At 68.7% G+C, this 16,499-nt stretch carries 23 protein-coding genes and 1 pseudogene; 5 read left to right on the forward strand and 19 right to left on the reverse strand.

All coding sequences use genetic code 11. From position 1 onward, the window contains the following. Position 1: 1 nt before the first annotated feature. From rplF to rpsJ, 18 genes and pseudogenes are all read right to left on the reverse strand, one after another. Positions 2-544 (reverse strand): 50S ribosomal protein L6, encoded by a 543-nt coding sequence (rplF, locus tag BN1187_RS01270; protein WP_040157837.1) that lies wholly within the window; start codon positions 542-544, stop codon positions 2-4. A gap of 22 nt (positions 545-566) precedes the next feature. Then, on the reverse strand, positions 567-974 hold the full coding sequence (rpsH, locus tag BN1187_RS01275; protein WP_040157840.1) for a 30S ribosomal protein S8: 408 nt from the start codon (positions 972-974) through the stop codon (positions 567-569). 171 nt (positions 975-1,145) lie between these two features. Next, a complete protein-coding gene (locus BN1187_RS01280) occupies positions 1,146-1,331 on the reverse strand; it encodes a type Z 30S ribosomal protein S14 (RefSeq protein ID WP_040157843.1) in 186 nt (61 codons plus the stop codon). An 8-nt stretch (positions 1,332-1,339) separates the two neighbouring features. Further along, positions 1,340-2,014 (reverse strand): 50S ribosomal protein L5, encoded by a 675-nt coding sequence (rplE, locus tag BN1187_RS01285; RefSeq protein WP_052462140.1) that lies wholly within the window; start codon positions 2,012-2,014, stop codon positions 1,340-1,342. Between the two features lie 2 nt (positions 2,015-2,016). Next, a complete protein-coding gene (gene rplX, locus BN1187_RS01290) occupies positions 2,017-2,385 on the reverse strand; it encodes a 50S ribosomal protein L24 (RefSeq protein ID WP_040157845.1) in 369 nt (122 codons plus the stop codon). A gap of 1 nt (position 2,386) precedes the next feature. Continuing rightward, positions 2,387-2,755 carry a 50S ribosomal protein L14 gene (gene rplN / locus BN1187_RS01295; protein WP_040157847.1) on the reverse strand — a complete coding sequence of 123 codons (369 nt, stop codon included), beginning with the start codon at positions 2,753-2,755 and terminating at the stop codon, positions 2,387-2,389. Between the two features lie 147 nt (positions 2,756-2,902). Next, positions 2,903-3,175 carry a 30S ribosomal protein S17 gene (gene rpsQ / locus BN1187_RS01300; protein WP_040157849.1) on the reverse strand — a complete coding sequence of 91 codons (273 nt, stop codon included), beginning with the start codon at positions 3,173-3,175 and terminating at the stop codon, positions 2,903-2,905. A 9-nt stretch (positions 3,176-3,184) separates the two neighbouring features. Beyond that, positions 3,185-3,412 carry a 50S ribosomal protein L29 gene (gene rpmC / locus BN1187_RS01305; RefSeq protein WP_040157851.1) on the reverse strand — a complete coding sequence of 76 codons (228 nt, stop codon included), beginning with the start codon at positions 3,410-3,412 and terminating at the stop codon, positions 3,185-3,187. After that, the gene (gene rplP, locus BN1187_RS01310; RefSeq protein ID WP_040157854.1) at positions 3,412-3,831 is read right to left on the reverse strand and encodes a 50S ribosomal protein L16; all 420 of its coding nucleotides are present in this window, start codon (positions 3,829-3,831) and stop codon (positions 3,412-3,414) included. Before rplP ends, rpmC begins: the two co-directional genes overlap by 1 nt. A gap of 2 nt (positions 3,832-3,833) precedes the next feature. Continuing rightward, positions 3,834-4,637, reverse strand: coding sequence for a 30S ribosomal protein S3 (rpsC, locus tag BN1187_RS01315; RefSeq protein ID WP_040157858.1), 804 nt, complete (start codon positions 4,635-4,637; stop codon positions 3,834-3,836). A 2-nt stretch (positions 4,638-4,639) separates the two neighbouring features. Further along, a complete protein-coding gene (gene rplV, locus BN1187_RS01320; RefSeq protein ID WP_040157860.1) occupies positions 4,640-5,041 on the reverse strand; it encodes a 50S ribosomal protein L22 in 402 nt (133 codons plus the stop codon). 26 nt (positions 5,042-5,067) lie between these two features. Continuing rightward, on the reverse strand, positions 5,068-5,349 hold the full coding sequence (gene rpsS / locus BN1187_RS01325) for a 30S ribosomal protein S19 (RefSeq protein ID WP_040157863.1): 282 nt from the start codon (positions 5,347-5,349) through the stop codon (positions 5,068-5,070). Positions 5,350-5,370: 21 nt separating this feature from the next. After that, positions 5,371-6,150, reverse strand: a complete 780-nt coding sequence (gene rplB / locus BN1187_RS01330) for a 50S ribosomal protein L2 (RefSeq protein WP_040157867.1) — start codon at positions 6,148-6,150, stop codon at positions 5,371-5,373. A gap of 48 nt (positions 6,151-6,198) precedes the next feature. Next, positions 6,199-6,316 (reverse strand): annotated as a pseudogene (locus BN1187_RS15270) (50S ribosomal protein L2); the annotation flags it as partial. Between the two features lie 26 nt (positions 6,317-6,342). Then, on the reverse strand, positions 6,343-6,648 hold the full coding sequence (gene rplW / locus BN1187_RS01335) for a 50S ribosomal protein L23 (protein ID WP_082034429.1): 306 nt from the start codon (positions 6,646-6,648) through the stop codon (positions 6,343-6,345). Continuing rightward, positions 6,641-7,309 (reverse strand): 50S ribosomal protein L4, encoded by a 669-nt coding sequence (gene rplD, locus BN1187_RS01340; protein ID WP_040157869.1) that lies wholly within the window; start codon positions 7,307-7,309, stop codon positions 6,641-6,643. Before rplD ends, rplW begins: the two co-directional genes overlap by 8 nt. Beyond that, a complete protein-coding gene (rplC, locus tag BN1187_RS01345) occupies positions 7,306-7,965 on the reverse strand; it encodes a 50S ribosomal protein L3 (RefSeq protein ID WP_040157871.1) in 660 nt (219 codons plus the stop codon). The genes rplD and rplC overlap by 4 nt, the downstream gene beginning before the upstream one ends. An 11-nt stretch (positions 7,966-7,976) precedes the next feature. After that, positions 7,977-8,288: a 30S ribosomal protein S10 gene (gene rpsJ, locus BN1187_RS01350; protein ID WP_040157873.1), complete on the reverse strand. Its 312-nt coding sequence runs from the start codon at positions 8,286-8,288 to the stop codon at positions 7,977-7,979. A 470-nt stretch (positions 8,289-8,758) separates the two neighbouring features. On the opposite strand from rpsJ, the gene BN1187_RS13995 reads away from it, so the two are divergent. The 4 genes from BN1187_RS13995 (at position 8,759) to meaB (ending at position 14,739) form a co-directional block, all read left to right on the forward strand. Next, the gene (locus BN1187_RS13995) at positions 8,759-9,514 is read left to right on the forward strand and encodes a hypothetical protein (protein WP_052462141.1); all 756 of its coding nucleotides are present in this window, start codon (positions 8,759-8,761) and stop codon (positions 9,512-9,514) included. A 169-nt stretch (positions 9,515-9,683) separates the two neighbouring features. After that, positions 9,684-11,561 (forward strand): methylmalonyl-CoA mutase small subunit, encoded by a 1,878-nt coding sequence (gene mutA, locus BN1187_RS01360; protein ID WP_040157877.1) that lies wholly within the window; start codon positions 9,684-9,686, stop codon positions 11,559-11,561. Next, positions 11,558-13,750: a methylmalonyl-CoA mutase gene (scpA, locus tag BN1187_RS01365; RefSeq protein ID WP_040157881.1), complete on the forward strand. Its 2,193-nt coding sequence runs from the start codon at positions 11,558-11,560 to the stop codon at positions 13,748-13,750. Before mutA ends, scpA begins: the two co-directional genes overlap by 4 nt. After that, on the forward strand, positions 13,747-14,739 hold the full coding sequence (meaB, locus tag BN1187_RS01370; protein WP_040157884.1) for a methylmalonyl Co-A mutase-associated GTPase MeaB: 993 nt from the start codon (positions 13,747-13,749) through the stop codon (positions 14,737-14,739). The genes scpA and meaB overlap by 4 nt, the downstream gene beginning before the upstream one ends. A gap of 3 nt (positions 14,740-14,742) precedes the next feature. Here meaB and BN1187_RS01375 read toward each other — a convergent pair whose 3' ends face one another. Beyond that, entirely contained in the window at positions 14,743-15,813 is a 1,071-nt protein-coding gene (locus BN1187_RS01375) for an alpha/beta fold hydrolase (protein WP_052462142.1), read from the reverse strand. Between the two features lie 54 nt (positions 15,814-15,867). On the opposite strand from BN1187_RS01375, the gene BN1187_RS01380 reads away from it, so the two are divergent. Continuing rightward, complete coding sequence (locus tag BN1187_RS01380) at positions 15,868-16,497, forward strand: TetR/AcrR family transcriptional regulator (protein ID WP_052462143.1); 630 nt, start codon at positions 15,868-15,870, stop codon at positions 16,495-16,497. The last annotated feature ends 2 nt before the right edge of the window (positions 16,498-16,499 follow it).

Raw genomic sequence — 16,499 nt, forward strand, 5'->3', positions numbered from 1 at the left:
ATCACTTACCCGCCTTTCCAACCTTGCGGCGAACGCGCTCGCCTGCGTAACGCACGCCCTTGCCCTTGTAGGGCTCGGGGCGGCGGAGCTTGCGGATGTTGGCAGCAACCTCGCCAACAACCTGCTTATCGATGCCCGACACGGTGAAGGACGTGGGCTTCTCGACGGAGAAGGTCACACCCTGGGGGGCGTCCACGATCACCGGGTGGCTGAAGCCCAGCTGGAACTCCAGCTGCTGGGGCCCGCGGGACAGCACACGGTAGCCGACGCCGACGATCTCCAGCTGCTTGCTGAAGCCCTCGGTGACGCCGATGACCATGTTGTTGACCAGCGTGCGGGTCAGGCCGTGCAGCGAGCGCGACTCGCGCTCGTCATCGGGACGGGTGACCTCGATGAGGCCCTCGTCGTTCTTGTTGATGCGGATCGGATCAGCGACCGTCAGCGAAAGCTCACCCTTGGGGCCCTTCACCGCGACGTGCTGACCGTCCAGCTTCACCTCGACACCGCTCGGAACGGTGATCGGAAGCTTGCCAATTCGGCTCATTAGTTGTTCAGCTCCTTCCGGTTCACCACACGTAGGCGAGCACTTCGCCGCCCACGCTGCGGGTGTTGGCGTCCCGATCGGTCAGCAGACCCTGGGACGTGGAGATGATCGCGATGCCCAGGCCACCGAGGACCTTCGGCAGGGCGTTGGACTTCGCGTAGACGCGCAGGCCCGGCTTCGAGATACGACGGACGCCGGCGAGCGCGCGCTCGCGGTCGCTGCCGTACTTCAGGGTCAGGGTCAGCGTCTTGCCGACCTGGCCCTCGGCGGGATCGTTCACCTTGTAGTCGGCGATGTAGCCCTGCTCGCGCAGGATCTCGGCGATGCCGACCTTGATCTTCGAGGACGGCATGGTCGTCTCGTCGTGGTAGGCCTGGTTCGCGTTCCGCAGACGCGTCAGCATGTCTGCGATCGGATCGGTCATTGTCATGGCTTGTTGGGCCTCTTTCTCGCGGCGGTTTCACGCCCGCGGTGGTATCCACCGCGACCGTGACCTACCCCGTTTCGTGCCGGACGAACTCCGGCGGGTTTGAACTTCAGGTGCGGACGCGACGCGTCGCCGCGTCCGCAGGCCGAGTGGCCGCAGCGCCGGGGCGCTGGGTCACCAGGACGACTTGGTGACGCCCGGCAGTTGGCCGGCGTGAGCGAGCTCGCGCAGGCAGATCCGGCACAGGCCGAACTTGCGGTACACCGACTTCGGGCGCCCGCAGCGGTTGCAGCGGGTGTAGCCGCGGACGGCGAACTTCGGCTTGCGCGCCGCCTTCACCTTCAAAGCAGTCTTCGCCATGGTTCAGCTCACTTCCTCAGGGACTTCTTGATCTGGCTCTTCGAGCCGGTGAAGGCCCGCTTACGCTGAGTCGGCTTCTTCGGGTCGTTCTCGGGGGCCTTGAACGGGAACCCGAGCGCCTTCAGCAGCGCGCGGCCCTCCTCGTCGGTGGTCGCCGAGGTCACGAACGTGATGTCCATGCCGCGCACGCGATCGATCTTGTCCTGATCGATCTCGTGGAACATGACCTGCTCGTTCAGACCGAAGGTGTAGTTGCCCTGACCGTCGAACTGACGGGCGGACAGACCACGGAAGTCACGGATACGCGGCAGCGCCAGGGACAGCAGCCGGTCGGTGAACTCCCACATCCGGTCCCCGCGCAGGGTCACGTGGCAGCCGATCGGCATCCCCTCACGCAGCTTGAACTGCGCGATGGACTTGCGGGCCTTGGTCACCTGCGGCTTCTGGCCGGTGATCGCGGTCAGGTCGCGCACAGCGCCGTCGATGACCTTGCTGTCGCGGGCCGCCTCGCCGACGCCCATGTTCACCACGACCTTCACCAGGCCGGGGACCTGCATGACGTTGGCGTACTTGAACTCGTCGTTCAGCGCACCACGGATCTCGTCGCGGTACTTCTGCTTGAGCCGCGGAAGCTCACGCACGGGCGCCTGAGCCGTCTCGGCAGTCGTTGCGGTGTCGGTCATGCTCAGATCTCCTTCCCGGTCTTGCGGGCGATGCGGTAGCTGCGCTCGCCCGAGTACTCGGAGCCGTCGGCGCGGCGCTTGGTGACCTCGCGACGCTCGTAGCCGACTCGGGTGAGTTCGGCGTCCGCACCCGACCCCACGACCAGCTGGACGTTGGAGACGTGGATGGGAGCCTCGGTGGTGACGATGCTGCCGGCGCTCTGCCCGGCCTGCGGGTTCGCGGCGCGGTGCTTCTTCACCAGGTTGACGCCCTCGACAACGACCTTCTGGGCGCGCGGGTCGACGGAGATGATCTCGCCGATCTTGCCCTTGTCGTCGCCCGCGATGACCTTGACGCGGTCACCCTTCTTGACGTGCAGCGAATGTGCCATGTCAGATCACCTCCGGAGCCAGCGAGATGATGCGCATGAAGCGGCGGTCACGCAGCTCACGGCCGACGGGGCCGAAGATGCGGGTGCCGCGGGGCTCGCCGTCGTTCTTGAGGATGACGGCCGCGTTCTCGTCGAACTTGATGTAGGAGCCGTCGGGACGACGGGTCTCCTTGACGGTGCGGACGATGACGGCCTTGACGACCTCGCCCTTCTTCACGTTGCCGCCGGGGATCGCGTCCTTGACCGTGGCCACGATGCGATCGCCGAGTCCGGCGTAGCGACGCTTCGAGCCGCCGAGCACGCGGATGCACAAGAGCTCCTTGGCACCGGTGTTGTCGGCGACCTTGAGTCGCGACTCCTGCTGGATCATTTTCTCTCCTTGCGTTTCGCTGGTTCCCGCAGCCGCGGGCCTGGCGGAACCACTGTGTTGTTCACCGCCGTCGGCGGCGAGATCGTCGTGGGTGTCCACTGGGCGGGTTTCCAAGCCGGATCCAGCTCGTCCACGACGACCAACGTGTTACTTGGCGCGCTCGAGGATCTCGAGGAGGCGCCACCGCTTGGTGGCGGACAGCGGCCGGGTCTCCATGATGCGAACCCGGTCGCCGATGCCGGCGGTGTTCTGCTCGTCGTGAGCCTTCAGGCGCTCGGTCTTCTTCATGACCTTGCCGTACAGGGGGTGCTTCACCCGCTCCTCGACGGACACGACGATCGTCTTGTCCATCTTGTCGCTCACGACGACGCCCTCACGAACCTTGCGCGCGGTGGTGCGCTCGTTCTGCGTTTCAGTCATGAATCAGTCTCACTTGTCTTCGTCGGGATCGGGAACGATGCCGAGGTTGCGCTCCTGCAGCACGGTGTAGACCCGGGCGATGTCCTTGCGGACCTCGCGCAGGCGGCCGTTCGACTGCAGCTGGCCGGTGGCGGCCTGGAAGCGGAGGGAGAACAGCTCCTCCTTCAGCTCACGGACCCTGTTGTTCAGCTCTTCGCGGCTGAGACCACGAAGATCGGCGGCGACGGACTTGGCCATCAGATCTCACCTGCTTCCCGCTTGATGAAGCGAGCCTTCATCGGCAGCTTGTGGATGGCGAGGCGCATGGCCTCGCGGGCCACGTCCTCGGTAACACCGGACAGCTCGAACATGACCCGGCCGGGACGGATGTTGGCGATCCACCACTCGGGCGAACCCTTACCGGAACCCATGCGGGACTCGGCGGGGTGCTTCGTCATCGGACGATCCGGGTAGACATTGATCCACACCTTGCCGCCACGCTTGATGTGGCGGGTCATGGCGATACGGGCACTCTCGATCTGACGGTTGGTCAGGTACCCGCCCTCGAGCGCTTGGATGCCGTAATCGCCGAAGGCGAGCTTCGTGCCGCCCTTGGCCATCCCGGTGCGCTTCGGGTGGTGCTGCTTGCGGTGCTTGACGCGACGAGGAATCAGCATGCTCAGGCTCCTGCGTTCTCGGTAGCCGGCGCGGCCGCGGGGGCCTCGGCGGCGGCTTCAGCGCGACGGCGTCCGCCGCGCTCGGGACGATCACCGCGTCCGTCACGACGGCCACGGGAAGGACGGCGCTGGCCGCCGGCAGCCTGGCGGGCGGCCTTCTGAGCCGCGCGCTCGGCGCGAGTGCCGGAGACGTCGCCCTTGTAGATCCAGACCTTGACGCCGATACGGCCGAAGGTCGTGCGGGCCTCGTAGAACCCGAAGTCGATGTCCGCGCGCAGCGTGTGCAGCGGGACGCGACCCTCGCGGTAGAACTCCGAGCGGCTCATCTCAGCGCCGCCGAGACGGCCGGAGCACTGGATCCGGATGCCGAGGGCGCCCGAGCGCATCGCGCTCTGCTGCGCCTTGCGCATCGCCCGGCGGAACGCCACGCGGGCGCTCAGCTGCTCGGCGACGCCCTGGGCGACGAGCTGCGCATCGGTCTCGGGGTTCTTGACCTCGAGGATGTTCAGCTGCACCTGCTTGCCGGTCAGCTTCTCGAGCTGGCCCCGGACGCGCTCCGCCTCGGCGCCGTTACGGCCGATGACGATGCCCGGACGAGCGGCGTACAGGAAGATCGTGACGCGCTCGCTGCGGCGCTCGATCTCGACGCTGCTCACGCCGGCGCGCTCGAGGTTCTTCGTGATCCAGTCCCGGATCTTGACGTCCTCCGAGACCAGCTCGGAGTAGTTCTTGTCCGAGTACCAGCGGGTGACGTGGTCGGTGGTGACTCCCAGGCGGAAGCCGTTGGGGTTGATCTTCTGGCCCATGCTCAGGCTCCCTTCTCGCTCTTGGGTTCGACGACGACGGTGATGTGGCTGGCGCGCTTCATGATGCGGCTCGCGGAGCCCTTGGCCCGCGGGCGGATGCGGCGAAGCGTGACGCCCTCATCGACGAATGCCTGGCTGATGAACAGGTCATCGGCGCGCAGGTTGTCGGTGTTCTCCGCGTTGGCGGCGGCGGACGCCACCACCTTGTAGACGGGCTCGGCGGCGGCCTGCGGCTGGAACTTCAGCACGGCGAGGGCCTCGCTGACGTCCATCCCGCGGACGACGTCGATGACTCGACGGACCTTGGTGGGCGACATCCGGACGTGACGCGCGATGGCGTACGAGCCGGGACGATCGCCGAGCAAGGCAGCGCGACGGCTGGGTCGCGTGTTGGTGTTGCTCATACTGTCTCTTCCTCTTCTCGTGACGCTCAGCGGCGGCGGGACTTCTTGTCGTCCTTGACGTGGCCGCGGAAGGTGCGCGTCGGGGCGAACTCGCCCAGCTTGTGCCCAACCATGGCCTCGGTGATGAACACCGGGACGTGCTTGCGGCCGTCGTGCACCGCGATGGTGTGTCCGATCATGTCGGGCGTGATCATCGAGCGGCGCGACCAGGTCTTGATGACGGTGTGGGTGTTCTTCTCGTTCTGGGCATCGACCTTCTTGGCCAGATGCTCATCGACGAAGGGACCCTTCTTGAGGCTGCGTGGCATGTCTTCCTCTCAACTCCCCGATCAGCGCTTCTTGCCGGACTTGCGGCGGCGGACGATCAGCCTGCTGCTCGCCTTGTTCTTCTTGCGGGTGCGACCCTCGGGCTTGCCCCAGGGCGACACCGGGTGACGACCGCCGGACGTGCGACCCTCGCCACCACCGTGCGGGTGGTCGATCGGGTTCATCACGACGCCGCGGACGGTCGGGCGGACGCCCTTCCAGCGGCTGCGACCGGCCTTGCCCCAGCTGATGTTGCTCTGCTCGGCGTTGCCGACCTCACCGACGGTGGCGCGACAGCGGACGTCGACCATCCGCATCTCGCCGGAGGGGAGGCGCAGGGTGGCCATCTTGCCCTCGCGGGCGACCAGCTGGACGCCGGCGCCGGCCGAGCGGCCCATCTTGGCGCCGCCGCCGGGACGCAGCTCCACCGCGTGCACCGTGGTGCCGACGGGGATGTTGCGCAGCGGCAGGTTGTTGCCGGGCTTGATGTCGGCCTCGGCACCGGCCTCGACGACCGCGCCCTGCTTCAGGCCCTCGGGGGCGATGATGTAGCGCTTCTCGCCGTCGCGGTAGTGCAGCAGCGCGATGCGAGCGGTGCGGTTCGGGTCGTACTCGATGTGCGCGACCTTGGCGGGGACCCCGTCCTTGTCGTAGCGCTTGAAGTCGATGATCCGGTACGCCTGCTTGTGGCCACCGCCGATGTGGCGGGTGGTGATCCGCCCCTGGTTGTTGCGGCCGCCGGTCTTCTTGATCGGAACCAGCAGCGACTTCTCCGGGGTGGACCTCCGCCTGCTTGTGGCCACCGCCGATGTGGCGGGTGGTGATCCGCCCCTGGTTGTTGCGGCCGCCGGTCTTCTTGATCGGAACCAGCAGCGACTTCTCCGGGGTGGACCGGGTGATCTCGGCGAAGTCCGCCACCGACGAGCCGCGACGGCCCGGGGTGGTCGGCTTGTACTTACGAATAGCCATGTCTCGTTATCCCTGTCTCAGCCGGGTCAGTTCGCCTGGCCGAAGATGTCGATGCGCTGGCCTTCGGCCACCGTCACGATGGCGCGCTTGGTGTCGGGACGCTTCCCGACGCCGGCGCGGGTGCGGCGCTTCTTGCCCAGGCGATTGATGGTGTTGACCGAGACGACCTTCACGTCGAACACCTGCTCGACGGCGATCTTGATCTCGGTCTTGTTCGCGCCCTTGGCGACGAGGAACGTGTACTTGTTCTCGTCGAGGAGGCTGTAGCTCTTCTCGCTGACCACGGGGGCCAGCAGGACGTCGCGGTGGTCCTTGATCTTCAGGTCACTCATTCTCGGACTCCTCGGTCTGCGCCTCGGCCTGGCGGCCGCCCTTGGCGGACTGCGCGGCGACGAAGGCGTCCAGCGCGACGCTGGAGAACACGACGTCGTCGGCCACCAGCACGTCGTAGGCGTTCAGCTGGTCGACGGACAGGATGTGGATGCTCGGAACGTTGCGCAGGCTCAGCCACGCAATGTCCTCGTCACGGGAGAGGACGACCAACACGCGACGACCCTCGATCGTCGACAGCGCGGACAGCGCGGTCTTGGTCGACGGCTTGTCGGTGCCGAAGGCGTCCACCACGTGGATGTGGCCGTCGCGGGCCCGATCGGACAGCGCCCCGCGCAGCGCGGCGGCGATCATCTTCTTCGGGGTGCGCTGGGCGTAGCCGTGCGGCTGCGGCCCGTGGACGGTGCCACCACCGGTCCACTGCGGGGCGCGGCGAGAACCCTGACGGGCACGGCCCGTGCCCTTCTGGCGCCACGGCTTCGCGCCACCGCCGGAGACGAGGCCCCGGGTCTTGGTCGCGTGGGTGCCCTGGCGGGCGGCGGCCTGCTGCGCGACGACGACCTGGTGCATCAGCGGCACGTTGGCCTGCACGTTGAACAGGTCGGCGGGCAGTTCGGCGGACTTCGAGGTGCCGATGACCTTCACGTTGAGCGACTCGCTCATGCCTTGGCTCCCTTCTTGACAGCGCTGCGCACGACGACGAGGGCGCCCTTGGGGCCGGGCACGGAGCCCTTGACCAGGATCAGCCCGCGCTCGGCGTCCACGGCATGGATCGTGAGGTTCTGGACGGTGATCTTCTCCACGCCCATGTGACCGGCCATCCGCATGCCCTTGAAGACGCGCGACGGGGTCGAGCTCTGGCCGATGGAGCCGGGAGAACGGTGCTTGCGGTGCACGCCGTGGCCGGCGCCCAGGCCGCCGAAACCGTGCCGCTTCATGACGCCGGCGGTGCCGCGGCCGCGGCTGACGCCGGTGACGTCGACGAACTGGCCCGCCTCGAACGAGTCGGCGCTGACCTCCTGGCCGAGCGTGTACTCGGAGGCGTCAGCGGTGCGCAGCTCGACGAGGTGACGGCGCGGGGTCACGCCGGCGGCCTCGAAGTGGCCCGCGGTCGGCTTGTTGACGTTCTTCGGCTTGATCGCGCCGAAGCCGAGCTGCACGGCGTTGTAACCGTCCTTCTCGGGGGTACGGATCTGCGTGACCACACACGGGCCCGCCTGGATCACGGTGACGGGGACGACCTTGTTGTTCTCGTCCCAGAGCTGGGTCATGCCGAGCTTGGAGCCCAGGATGCCCTTGACAATACGTTCGTTGTTCATGGCTGCAGACCTCACGGAAGCTTGATCTCGATATCGACACCGGCCGGAAGGTCGAGACGCATGAGCGAATCAACCGTCTTCGGCGTCGGATCGAGGATGTCGATGAGCCGCTTGTGCGTACGCATCTCGAAGTGCTCGCGGCTGTCCTTGTACTTGTGGGGCGACCGGATCACGCAGTACACGTTCTTCTCGGTCGGCAGCGGCACCGGCCCAGCAACGCGGGCGCCGGTGCGGGTAACCGTGTCGACGATCTTCTTCGCCGACGTGTCGATGACCTCATGGTCGTAGGCCCGGAGTCGGATCCGGATCTTCTGTCCCGCCATGGATTTCCTTCACAGTCGTTGGTGGAGCCAGCATCTGCTCCCCGTTTCTGTCGGGCCTTCCGGGTGGAAAGTCCTTGTCGCTACGACCCCCGCGCCCGGGCGTGTCGCGCCTATCAGGGCCGCGCAAGATCACCTTGTCTGTGTCTTGTGTAGGGCCCGGCGGCGAACGCCTGGCGTGCCGGTGGGTTGACCCGCGGGGGAATGAACCGTCCGAAGACGTCCACCCTCGCCGCAGCCCGTGCCAAAGCAACTTGTCCATCTTTTCACGCTCAACCAAGCGGCGCAAATCCGCGGGAGCCCCAGGCGCGGTCTCATCAGGCCCGAACCGGTCCTCACACTCTAGCCCATCGCGCCGGGCGGCGGGGCCCGGACGGCTTCCCTCGGGCACAAACCGTCCGAAGGGGTAGGCGGGCTCGGCCTTGTCGTTAGATACTGCGGTCACCACGAAGGCCGCCCGAGAGGAACCACCGATGTCTGCTCGCCCGCTCATCCGCTACTCGTTCGCGGGGGTGGCCGTGGCCGCCATGCTGTCCGGTTGCACCGTGGTCCCACCCGGCCAGACCGCGGCGCCGGCCGCCACCGAGAGCCTCGCCCCGGACGCGTCCGTCTCCCCCGGTGATTCCGTCACCCCGGACGAGTCTGCGGCTCCGGAGGACTCCGCCTCGCCAGACGCCTCGCCCTCCGAGAGCGCGTCGGCCGACCCGTCCGCCTCCGCCTCCCCCGACGCGTCCGCCTCCGCCTCCCCCGACGCGTCGGCCTCCCCCGAGCCGTCCGCCTCGCCGAGCGCCGGGGCACAGGGCCCCACCTTGCTCGAGGTCACGCCGGGACAGCAGACCCCGCTGACCGTCGCCAACGCATTCCGCACCGACGGCTGGGCCGAGGACCAGTTCCAGGCGCCCGGCGGGCAGCCCGCCACGGCCATGGGGGCGTTCATCACCTGCGGCCAGCCGGCTCCCGAGCTCGAGTACCGCCTCGCCAACGGGCGCGGCACCGTGCGGATGTCGGTGGCGCAAGACATCATGTCCGACTCGGCCGACAACACCATCGAGTTCGTCCTGCTCGCCGACGGCAAGCAGGTGGCGAACCGACCGGTGACGTTCAAGCAGAAGGCCGATCTGACCGCGTCACTGAACGGCGTGACGGTGCTCAAGGTGCAGGCCCGCCCGCGCGGCAAGTGCACCGACGCGACCACCGCCATCATCACCAAGGCGTTCGTGCAGGGCTGACCCGACCCGACGAGAACCGAACGGGCGTGCACGCTCTCCTCGCCGGTTGAGAGGGTCCTCACGCTCGGCAAAGGGCGCACGCCGGCGGGCGCCAAGGGCTAAGGTAATTGCGAATCCGGCCCCAGACCGGGAGCCGGCGACGCATCACTCGACGCAGAGGTAGGCCCGCATGTCGGTTGATCCCGAACAGCTCAACCTGGCCGGTGCTTTCAGCAAGGCCACAGATGAACAATGGGAGGCCGAGGTCCTCAAGGTCCTCAACCGAGGCCGTCCCGACGACAAGCAACTCGACATCGAGCAGGCCCTCAAGCGGTTGACGGCCACGACGCTCGACGGCATCCAGATCCCGCCGCTCTACACGCGCGAGGATGCGGAGGGCCCCCTCGGGTTCCCCGGCGTCATGCCGTTCACGCGCGGCTCCGCGCCGCGCACCGGTGAGGCGATCGCCTGGGGCGTCCGCCAGTTGCACGAAGACCCCGACCTGGACGTCACGAAGCGCGCCGTGCTGGACGATCTCGAGCGCGGCGCCACGTCCGTGTGGCTGCGTGTGGATCCCGACGCCGTGCCCAGCGACTCGCTGGCGACCGCGCTGGAGGGCGTCCAGCTCGACCTGGCCGCCGTCCGCGTGTCCAGCACCTACGATCAGGACGCGGCGGCCGACGCGCTGCTGAAGGTGCTGCGCGGATCGGGTCTGGACGCCGCGTCTTTGAAGGGCAACCTCGGCATCGACGCGTTGAAGTTCGCCGCGCAGCACGGCACCGTGCCCGACCTTTCCCCCCACCGCCGCTGGGTGGCCGAGGTCAAGGACGCCTTCCCCGGTGTCGTCGCGCTGACGGTCGACGTCCTGCCCTACCACGGCGCCGGCGCCAACGACGCCCAGGAGATCGCCTTCGCGGTCGCCACCGGCATCGAGTACCTGCGCGACCTGGACGAGGCGGGCATGGCCCCCGCCGAGGCGATCACCCAGCTCGAGTTCCGTGTGGCCGCCACGACCGACCAGTTCGAGACCATCGCCAAACTGCGCGCCCTGCGCCGCATCTGGGCCCGGGTCGCCGAGGAATGCGGCGTGCCGGAGAACCTGCGTGGCGCGCACGTCCACGCCGTCACCAGCCCGCGGATGATGGCCAAGGTCGACCCCTACGTGAACATCCTGCGCACGACCATCGCCACGTTCGGCGCGGCCGCGGGCGGCGCCGACGCGATCACCGTGCTCCCCTTCGACCACGCCAACGGCCTCCCGACGCCCTTCTCCCGCCGCATCGCCCGCAACGTGCAGGTGATCGCCGCCGAAGAGTCGCACCTGGGCCGCGTGAGCGACCCGGCGGGCGGCTCGTGGTACGTGGAGTCGCTGACCGATGAGCTGGCGAAGAAGGCGTGGGCGGACGTCCAAGAGATCGAGGCGAACGGCGGCATGGTGCAGGCGCTGTCGTCCGGCGAGGTCGCCAACCGCATCGCCACCGTCAACGAAGAGCGCTCCAAGGGCCTTGCCAACCGCAGCATCGGCCTGACGGGGGTCAGCATGTTCCCGGCCTCCGGCGAGAAGCCCCTCGACGCCAAGCCTCGCCCCGAGGCCCCGGCGCTGGGCGGTCTGAAGCAGATCCGCGACGCGGAGGTCTTCGAACACCTGCGCGAGGCGTCCTGGAAGCACGCCGACGCCACCGGCAACCCCCCGCAGGTGTTCCTGGCCTGCCTGGGCGCCCAGCGCGACTTCGGTGCGCGGCAGGGCTTCGCGTCCAACGTCGTGCTCGTCGGCGGGCTCGGCATCGTCGAGTCGCACGGCGGGACGCCCGCGGAGATCGCGAAGCAGGCCACCGACGCGGGCGCCAAGATCGTGGTGCTGTGCTCGTCGGCCAAGGTGTACGCCGAGCAGGCGGTTCCCGTCGCGCAGGCGCTCAGGGACGCCGGCGTCGAGCGCATCTACCTGGCGGGCAACCTCAAGGAGGCCGGTGAGGTTCCCGAGGGCCTCATCGACGGCACCATCAGCCTCGGCATGAACGTTGTCGAGTTCCTCGACTCCACCTTCGACCTTCTGGGAGTGACCCGATGATTCCCCGTTTCGATTCCGTCGATCTAGGCGACGGCCGTCCCGACGCGGGCGCCAAGGAGCGCTACGAGGAGGCGCTCGCCGGCCTCGGCGCCGCCGGCTCCGCGTGGGAGACGCCCGAGCTGATCACCGTCCCGCCCCTGTTCACCACCGATGACCTCAAGGAACTCGACTTCCTCGACACGCGTCCGGGCATCCCGCCGTTCTTGCGCGGCCCCTACGCGACGATGTACGTGAACCGCCCCTGGACGATCCGCCAGTACGCGGGCTTCTCGACCGCCGAGGAGTCCAACGCCTTCTACCGACGCAACCTCGCCGCCGGCCAGAAGGGCCTGTCGATCGCCTTCGACCTGGCGACCCACCGCGGCTACGACTCCGACCACCCGCGCGTGGCCGGCGACGTCGGCATGGCGGGTGTGGCGGTCGACTCGATCCTCGACATGCGGCAGCTGTTCGAGGGCATCCCGCTCGATCAGATGTCGGTGTCGATGACCATGAACGGCGCGGTGCTGCCGGTGCTGGCGCTGTACGTCGTGGCCGCCGAGGAGCAGGGCGTGAAGCCCGAGCAACTGGCGGGGACCATCCAGAACGACATCCTCAAGGAGTTCATGGTCCGCAACACGTACATCTACCCGCCGCTGCCGTCGATGCGGATCATCTCCGACATCTTCGCCTACACCAGCGCGAACATGCCGCGGTTCAACTCGATCTCGATCTCCGGCTACCACATGCAGGAGGCGGGTGCGACCGCCGACATCGAGATGGCCTACACGCTGGCCGACGGCGTCGAGTACATCCGGGCGGGCCAGTCCGTCGGCCTGGACGTCGACAAGTTCGCCCCGCGGCTGTCGTTCTTCTGGGCCATCGGCATGAACTTCTTCATGGAGGTCGCCAAGATGCGCGCAGCGCGCATCCTGTGGGCCCGCCTGGTGAAGGACACCGGCGCGAAGAACCCGAAGTCGATGTCGCTGCGCACGCACAGCCAGACGTCGGGCTGGTCACTCACCGCCCAGGACGTGTTCAACAACGTGACCCGCACCTGCCTGGAGGCCATGGCCGCCACCCAGGGGCACACGCAGTCCCTGCACACGAACGCGCTCGACGAGGCCATCGCGCTCCCCACCGACTTCTCCGCGCGCATCGCCCGCAACACGCAGCTGTTCATCCAGCAGGAGTCGAACACGACGCGCCCGATCGACCCGTGGGGCGGCTCGGCGTACGTCGAGCGGCTCACGGCAGAGCTGGCCGCGAAGGCGTGGGCGCACATCCAGGAGGTCGAGGAGCACGGCGGCATGGCGAAGGCCATCGAAGCCGGCATCCCCAAGATGCGCATCGAGGAGGCTGCGGCCCGCACCCAGGCCCGCATCGACTCGGGTCGCCAGCCCGTGATCGGCGTCAACAAGTACCTGGTGGACGACGAGGACACCTTCGAGGTCCTCAAGGTCGACAACGCCCGGGTGCGCGCCGAGCAGATCGCCAAGCTGGAGAAGCTGCGTGCCGAGCGCGACGAGGAGGCCACTCAGGCCGCCCTCGACAAGCTCACCTGGGCCGCGGCGAACCCGGATCCGACCGATCCCGACCGCAACCTGCTGAAGCTGTCCATCGACGCGGCCCGCGCGCACGCGTCCGTCGGCGAGATCTCCTCCGCGCTCGAGAAGGAGTTCGGGCGCTACACGGCGCAGATCCGTACGATCAGTGGCGTGTATAGCAAGGAGACCGGTTCCACCCAGGTGACCGAGGCCACGAAGGCCCTCGTCGAGAAGTTCGAGGAGACCGAGGGACGCCGTCCGCGCATCCTCGTCGCCAAGATGGGCCAGGACGGACACGACCGAGGTCAGAAGGTGATCGCGACCGCCTACGCCGACCTCGGCTTCGACGTCGACGTGGGCCCGCTGTTCCAGACGCCGGCCGAGGTGGCGCGTCAGGCTGTCGAGGCCGACGTGCACGTGGTGGGGGTCAGCTCGCTGGCCGCCGGCCACCTCACCCTGGTCCCGGCCCTGCGCGAAGAGCTCGACAAGCTCGGGCGCGAGGACCTGATGATCATCGTGGGCGGCGTCATCCCGAGCCAGGACTTCGAGGAGCTGCGGGAGCACGGCGCGGACGCGATCTACCCGCCCGGCACCCGCATCCCGGAGTCGGCCCAGGAGCTGCTCGAGGGCCTGTTGCAGCGGTTGGAGGACACCCAGGCATGAGGCAGCGCCTCGATCCGGCGACGCTCGCGGAACAGGTCGTCGCCGGATCCCGTGCCCACATCGCCCGGGCTCTCACGCTCGTCGAGAGTTCGCGTCCCGACCATCGGGACGCCGCCCGCGAGTTGCTGACCCTGCTGCGTCCCCATACGGGCAACGCGGTGCGGGTCGGCATCTCCGGGGTCCCGGGCGCGGGCAAATCCACCTTCATCAACGCGATGGGGACCCGGCTGATCGCGAAGGGCCACCGCATCGCGGTGCTCGCGGTCGATCCCAGCTCGTCCCGCTCCGGTGGGTCGGTGCTGGGCGACCGCACCCGGATGGGCGCGCTCGCCGAGAGCGAGCAGGCGTTCATCCGGCCCTCCCCCAGCGGCAACCATCTGGGCGGGGTCGCCCGCGCCACCCGCGAGGGCATGCTCATCATGGAGGCCGCGGGCTTCGACACCATCTGGGTCGAGACCGTCGGCGTCGGTCAGTCCGAGGTCGCGGTCGCCGGCATGGTCGACACCTTCCTGCTGCTGATGCTGGCCCGCTCCGGCGATCAGCTGCAGGGCATCAAGCGCGGCATCCTGGAGCTCGCGGACGTCATCACGGTCAACAAGGCCGACGGCGAGAACGCGGGCGAGGCCCGGGTCACCGCGCGCGAACTCACGATCGCGATGAAGCTCATCCGGTCCGAGGACGCCGATCGGCGACGCACCCCGGTGCTGACCTGCTCGGCGTTCACCGGGGACGGCCTCGACGATGTCTGGCAGGCCGTCCTGGACCACCGCCACCACCTGGAAGAGACCGGGTCGCTCTCGGAGCGGCGCGCGCTGCAGCAGCGCGACTGGATGTGGTCGCTCGTCACCGACGACCTCACCACGTCGCTGCGGCGCAGCCCCTCGGTCAAGGCGATCGCCCGCGATCTCGAGCGCGCCGTCGAGCAGGGCGAACTGAGCGCCGTCGAGGGTGCCGGCGAGATCCTGGACGCCTTCTACAAGGACTTGTGAGGGTCAGCGGCCGAGCCGGCGGGCGATCTCGACGAAGCGTCGCGGGTCCTCCATGTGGAACCCGTGGCCGGTCTCGGCCTTCTCGAACTCGACGCCGCGGATCAACGAGCGCGCCCGGGACGCCTCCTCGTCCCCCATCGCCGCCATCAGGACACCGTCGGTGTCGTAGGCGACCTTCGTGTGGATGAGCGCCGCGGGCGCCCGGATCGCCCGAAGCGTGGCCTCGAGGTCGAACCCGGCGTCCCAGGTGCCGGTGTAGAACGCCTCGCCGAAGCGCGGGTCGTAGGCCGGCATCGACCGGTTGACCTCGTCGAACTGGGGCACGAACCAGATCCTGATCGGCTCGCCGGGATGCCTGGCGTGATAGTCCAGGCCGGCGTCGATGAGCCCGCGCGCGCCGTCGCCGAAGAACTTCCACATCCGCTGGTGCTCCCAGGAATAGGCGATCCAGTCTGTGGCACCGGACGTCAGGAAGCCGTGGCACGCGGTGGCCAGGTCGACGTAGTTCCACGTCGTTCGCGCGCGCGGTAGCTGGGTGGTGAACAGCGGCGGGTCCTCCAGCACCACCGCCCGGACACGCTCGGGCGCGTGACCCGCCAGCCACGCGGCGAGGACGCCGCCCGACGAGTGCCCCGACACAACCGCGGGCTCCCCGACCACCCGATCGAGGAAGCGGGCCAGCGCCTCGCCGTGCGCGGTCGCCGAGTACAAGACCGGGTCGTGGGCGGACGCCCCGTGGCCGAAGCAGTCGACGACGAAGACGTGGTAGTCCTGGGCGAGGTCGGGCAGGACGGCGGCGTAGGACTTCCAGTCGCCGGTCTGGCCGTGGATCAGCAGCAGCGGCGGGCGCCCGTTGGCCGGCCCCTCCGCGTAGTGGACGCGGGCACCGTCGACGTCGGCGTCCCTCTCGGTGTAGCCGGCGCGCCAGACGGCCGCCATGGCCCGGTCGAAGGCTGTGCGGTGATACAGCAGCCAGCCGCCGCCCACGGCCAGAGCGCCCACCACGACGACGGCCAGCCCGCACGCGGCGATCCGGAGCGCGCTCCGCCCCGGGCGGTTATCATGCGATCGCATGACATCACGCTAGCACGTTGTCATGCGACCGCATGACAAAGACTGGAGGGCCCGATGCCGAAAGTCGTCGACCATGAGCAGCGCCGCGGCGAGCTCGCCGCGGCGGTCTTGACGATCGCCGTGCGCGAGGGCGCCGAGGCCGTCAGCCTGCGCAAGGTGGCCGCCGAAGCGGGCGTCGCGATGGGCACCGTCCAGCACTACTTCGACGACCGCGAGCACATGCTCACCTACGCCTTCTCGTGGCAGTCCGAGCGCCGCGCCGCACGCGTGCAGCGGGCGCTGGCGGAGTTGGGCGAGCGTCCCAGCGAGCGGAACACGCTGCGCACGATCTTCCTCGAGGTGCTGCCGCTGACCGACCAGTCGCGGTTCGAGGCGCTCGTCGGGGCTGCGTTCTACATCCGCGCCTCCCACCACGCGGAGACCCGCGCGCTGATGGCGAGCGGGCCGCAGCAGGTGATGGGACTGCTGCGCGGCATCCTGGCGGGCGCTCGGGAACGCGGGCGCCTCGCCGACGGCGTCGATCCCGCGATCGAGGCCCGCGTGCTGTGGTCGCTGCTGGAGCCGGCGAGCACCGTCGCCGGAGCGTGGACGCGCGCGGAGGCGGTCGCGATGGTGGACTACCACCTCGACAGGATCCTGCCGCCGGAACGGCAGGGCGCCGAGGATCGGGCGTCGCGGCCTTGAAC

The organism is Nigerium massiliense, from assembly GCF_000826085.1.
Taxonomy (GTDB): domain Bacteria; phylum Actinomycetota; class Actinomycetes; order Propionibacteriales; family Propionibacteriaceae; genus Propioniciclava; species Propioniciclava massiliense.

Excerpts from the sequence above, each read along its gene's own strand:
- rplF (WP_040157837.1), bottom strand. The coding sequence starts at position 544 with ATGAGCCGAATTGGCAAGCTTCCGATCACCGTTCCGAGCGGTGTCGAG.
- rpsH (WP_040157840.1), bottom strand. The coding sequence starts at position 974 with ATGACAATGACCGATCCGATCGCAGACATGCTGACGCGTCTGCGGAAC.
- BN1187_RS01280 (WP_040157843.1), bottom strand. The coding sequence starts at position 1,331 with ATGGCGAAGACTGCTTTGAAGGTGAAGGCGGCGCGCAAGCCGAAGTTC.
- rplE (WP_052462140.1), bottom strand. The coding sequence starts at position 2,014 with ATGACCGACACCGCAACGACTGCCGAGACGGCTCAGGCGCCCGTGCGT.
- rplX (WP_040157845.1), bottom strand. The coding sequence starts at position 2,385 with ATGGCACATTCGCTGCACGTCAAGAAGGGTGACCGCGTCAAGGTCATC.
- rplN (WP_040157847.1), bottom strand. The coding sequence starts at position 2,755 with ATGATCCAGCAGGAGTCGCGACTCAAGGTCGCCGACAACACCGGTGCC.
- rpsQ (WP_040157849.1), bottom strand. The coding sequence starts at position 3,175 with ATGACTGAAACGCAGAACGAGCGCACCACCGCGCGCAAGGTTCGTGAG.
- rpmC (WP_040157851.1), bottom strand. The coding sequence starts at position 3,412 with ATGGCCAAGTCCGTCGCCGCCGATCTTCGTGGTCTCAGCCGCGAAGAG.
- rplP (WP_040157854.1), bottom strand. The coding sequence starts at position 3,831 with ATGCTGATTCCTCGTCGCGTCAAGCACCGCAAGCAGCACCACCCGAAG.
- rpsC (WP_040157858.1), bottom strand. The coding sequence starts at position 4,637 with ATGGGCCAGAAGATCAACCCCAACGGCTTCCGCCTGGGAGTCACCACC.
- rplV (WP_040157860.1), bottom strand. The coding sequence starts at position 5,041 with ATGAGCAACACCAACACGCGACCCAGCCGTCGCGCTGCCTTGCTCGGC.
- rpsS (WP_040157863.1), bottom strand. The coding sequence starts at position 5,349 with ATGCCACGCAGCCTCAAGAAGGGTCCCTTCGTCGATGAGCATCTGGCC.
- rplW (WP_082034429.1), bottom strand. The coding sequence starts at position 6,648 with ATGAGTGACCTGAAGATCAAGGACCACCGCGACGTCCTGCTGGCCCCC.
- rplD (WP_040157869.1), bottom strand. The coding sequence starts at position 7,309 with ATGAGCGAGTCGCTCAACGTGAAGGTCATCGGCACCTCGAAGTCCGCC.
- rplC (WP_040157871.1), bottom strand. The coding sequence starts at position 7,965 with ATGAACAACGAACGTATTGTCAAGGGCATCCTGGGCTCCAAGCTCGGC.
- rpsJ (WP_040157873.1), bottom strand. The coding sequence starts at position 8,288 with ATGGCGGGACAGAAGATCCGGATCCGACTCCGGGCCTACGACCATGAG.
- BN1187_RS13995 (WP_052462141.1), top strand. The coding sequence starts at position 8,759 with ATGTCTGCTCGCCCGCTCATCCGCTACTCGTTCGCGGGGGTGGCCGTG.
- mutA (WP_040157877.1), top strand. The coding sequence starts at position 9,684 with ATGTCGGTTGATCCCGAACAGCTCAACCTGGCCGGTGCTTTCAGCAAG.
- scpA (WP_040157881.1), top strand. The coding sequence starts at position 11,558 with ATGATTCCCCGTTTCGATTCCGTCGATCTAGGCGACGGCCGTCCCGAC.
- meaB (WP_040157884.1), top strand. The coding sequence starts at position 13,747 with ATGAGGCAGCGCCTCGATCCGGCGACGCTCGCGGAACAGGTCGTCGCC.
- BN1187_RS01375 (WP_052462142.1), bottom strand. The coding sequence starts at position 15,813 with ATGCGATCGCATGATAACCGCCCGGGGCGGAGCGCGCTCCGGATCGCC.
- BN1187_RS01380 (WP_052462143.1), top strand. The coding sequence starts at position 15,868 with ATGCCGAAAGTCGTCGACCATGAGCAGCGCCGCGGCGAGCTCGCCGCG.